Below are 3,606 nucleotides of genomic sequence, written 5' to 3'. Positions count from 1 at the left end.
AACTACGCGGCGGCGAACGCCTTCCTGGACGCCTGGATCCAGCGGCGCCGCGACCGCGGTCTCGCCGGACTCTCGATCGCCTGGGGCGCCTGGGCACAGGACGGCCTCGCCACCGGCGAGGTGGTCGTCGAGCGGCTGCGGCGCGGCGGCGTGCTGCCGATGGACCCGGAACTCGCGATCCAGGCCCTGGCCAGGGCCGTCGACCACGACGAGACCGAGGTGAGCGTCGCCGACATCGACTGGCCGCAGTTCCTCGGCGGCTTCACCGGCTCCCGTCCGAGCACCCTGCTCGCGGACCTGCCGGAAGCCGCGGCGCGGCCCGCGCCCGCCGGGGCGGAGGCTCCCGTGCCGATGGGCTCCGAGCTGGCCTCGGTGCCGGCCGGCCGGCGCCGTCAGCTGCTGCTCGACCTCGTCCGGGCCCAGGCCGCGTCCGTGCTCGGCCACGCCTCGGTCGACGCGGTGGCGCCCGCCCGGGCCTTCCGGGAGCTGGGCTTCGACTCGCTGACCGCCGTCGAACTGCGCAACCGGCTCAGCGCCGAGACCGCACTGCGGCTGCCGACGACGCTTGTGTTCGACCACCCGACGCCCACCCGGCTCGCCGATCACCTGCTCGGCCTGATGCTCGGTGACCGGGCCGTGCTGACCGAGGCGATGGCGCCCGCACCGGCCGGGACCGACGAGCCGATCGTGATCGTCGGCATGAGCTGCCGCTTCCCCGGCGACGTCGGCACGCCCGCCGAACTGTGGCAGCTGCTGACCGACGGCGCGGACGGCGTCGGCCCGTTCCCGACCGACCGCGGCTGGGACCTCGACCGCGACGCCGGGACGTACGCGCCCGAGGGCGGCTTCCTCCGGCACGCGACCGACTTCGACGCGAGCCTGTTCGGCATCTCGCCGCGCGAGGCGCTGGCGATGGACCCCCAGCAGCGGCTGCTGCTGGAGGCGTCCTGGGAGGCCTTCGAATCGGCGGGCACCGACCCGCTGTCCGTCCACGGCGCCCCCGTCGGCGTCTTCGTCGGCACCAACGGCCAGGACTACGGCACGCTGCTCGCCGCCTCCGACGAGGAGGTCGAGGGGCATGTGCTGACCGGCAACGCCGCGTCGGTGCTCTCCGGCCGGGTGGCGTACGCCTTCGGTCTCGAAGGGCCGGCGCTGACCGTGGACACGGCCTGCTCCGCCTCGCTGGTCGCCCTGCACCTCGCGGCGCAGGCGCTGCGCCGGGGCGAGTGCGAACTGGCGCTGGCCGGCGGTGTCACCGTGATGTCCACCAACACCGCCTTCGCCGAGTTCGCCCGGCAGGGCGGCCTGGCCTCGGACGGCCGCTGCAAGGCTTTCTCGGCCGAGGCGGACGGCACCGGCTGGTCGGAAGGCGTCGGCGTGCTGGTGCTGGAGCGGCTGTCGGACGCGCGGCGCAACGGGCACGAGGTGCTCGCGGTGGTGCGCGGCAGCGCGGTCAACCAGGACGGTGCGTCGAACGGTCTGACGGCGCCGAACGGCCCGTCGCAGGAGCGGGTGATCCGGCAGGCGCTGGCGAGCGCCGGGCTGTCGGCCGCTGACGTCGACGCCGTCGAGGCGCACGGCACCGGTACCCGCCTCGGCGACCCGATCGAGGCCCAGGCGCTGCTGGCCACGTACGGCCAGGAGCGGGCCGGTGAGCCGCTCTGGCTCGGCGCGATCAAGTCCAACATCGGCCACACCCAGGCCGCGGCCGGTGTGGCGGGTGTGATCAAGATGGTGCAGGCGCTGCGGCACGGCGTGCTGCCGGCCACGCTGCACGCGGAGCAGCGGACCTCCGAGGTCGACTGGTCGGCGGGCGCGGTGGAACTGCTCACCGAGTCCCGCCCGTGGCCCGAGCTGGACCGGCCGCGGCGCGCGGGCGTCTCCTCCTTCGGCATCAGCGGTACCAACGCCCACGTCATCCTGGAGGCCGCGCCCGCGGTGGCGGCCGACGAGCCGGTGGCCGTCGAGGGTGTGCTGCCGTGGCCGGTGTCGGGGCGGACCGCCTCCGCACTGGCGGCGCAGGCCGGGCGACTGGCCGGATTCCTCGCGGCCGCACCGGAGTTCGCTCCGGCGGAGGTGGCCGCGGGGCTGCTGTCCCGGGCCGCGCTGGACCACCGCGCGGTGGTGTTCGGCGGCGACCGGGACGAACTGCGCTCCGGTGTCGCCGCGCTGGCGGCGGGCGAGCCCTCGGCCCAGGTGGTCTCGGGCGTCACGGCGCAGGGAGGTACGGCCTTCCTGTTCACTGGTCAGGGCGCGCAGCGGGCCGGGATGGGGGCCGGGCTGTACGCGCGGTTCCCGGTGTTCGCGGCGGCCTTCGACGCGGTCTGCGCGGAGTTCGACCTGCTGCTGGACCGGCCGGTCGGGGACGTGGTGTTCGAGGGCGTCGAGGATCTGGACCGGACGGTGTGGGCGCAGGCCGGGCTGTTCGCGGTCGAGGTCGCCTCGTACCGGCTGCTCGAATCCTGGGGCGTGACGGCCGACTTCCTGCTCGGCCACTCGATCGGTGAGATCGCCGCCGCCCATGCGGCGGGCGTGTTCTCGCTGGCCGACGCCTGTGCGCTGGTGGCGGCGCGCGGCCGGCTGATGCAGGCGCTGCCCGAGGGCGGCGCGATGCTGGCGGTGCAGGCCACCGAGGCCGAGGTCCGGGAGGCGATCGGCGACCGCCTGGACGTCGCGGCCGTCAACGGGCCGACCTCGCTGGTGGTTTCGGGTCCGGCGGAGGCCGTCGAGGAGCTCGCCGAGCGCTGGCGGGCCGAGGGCCGCAAGACCAGCCGGCTCACCGTCTCGCACGCCTTCCACTCGGCCCTGATGGAGCCGATGCTCGAAGAATTCGCCGCCGTGCTGGCGGAGTTGACCTACTCGGAGCCGCAGCTGCCGATCGTCTCCGACCTGACCGGCGAACTCGCCGGGCCCGGGCTGATGTCCACCCCGTCCTACTGGGTGCGGCAGGTCCGCGAGGCCGTCCGCTTCGCCGACGGCGTCGAGGCGCTGCACGGCCGGGGCGTCACCCGCTTCGTGGAGCTCGGCCCGGAGGGCGTGCTGACCGCGCTGGCCGGCCGGATGCTCCCCGACGCGGTGTGCGCGCCGCTGCTGCGCAAGGACCGGGACGACGCCGACACGGCACTGCGGGCGCTCGCCACGCTGTGGACGGCCGGGGCGGAGATCGACTGGTCCGGGCTGCTGCCCGCCGGCCGTCCGGCCCCGCTGCCGACCTACGCCTTCCAGCGGGAGCGCTACTGGCCGAAGGCCGCGCCTGGAACGGCCGTCGTGGCCGACCCGGACGAGGCGCGCTTCTGGCAGGCCGTGGAGCGCCAGGACCTCGGCGAACTCGCCGCGGCCCTGGACATCGACCGGGCGCCCGAGGAGCTGGGCTCCGTCCTGCCGGTGCTGTCCTCGTGGCGGCAGCGGCGCCGGGTGGATTCGGTGGTGGACTTCTGGCGGTACCGGGTGACGTGGAAGCCGTTGGCGGGTTCGGCGGAGGGGCGGCTGTCGGGCCGTTGGCTGCTGGTGACGGGTGCGGGTGCGTCGGTGGAGGGCGTGGAGAGCGCGCTGCTGGCCGCCGGTGCGGAGGTCGTTCCGCTGGCCGTCGACGGCGCGGGTCGGGAG

The 3,606-nt window shown here is 75.4% G+C and carries 1 protein-coding gene; it reads left to right on the top strand.

Annotated elements, in window-relative coordinates; genetic code table 11:
- On the top strand, positions 1-3,606 hold a 3,606-nt coding region (locus ACZ6EM_RS40215; protein WP_465774654.1), incomplete at both ends, for a type I polyketide synthase.

The sequence above is a fragment of the Kitasatospora sp. NPDC041917 genome (assembly GCF_055589745.1).
Note: the sequence above shows the minus strand (reverse complement) of the source record. Positions and strands in the feature narration are given on the sequence as shown.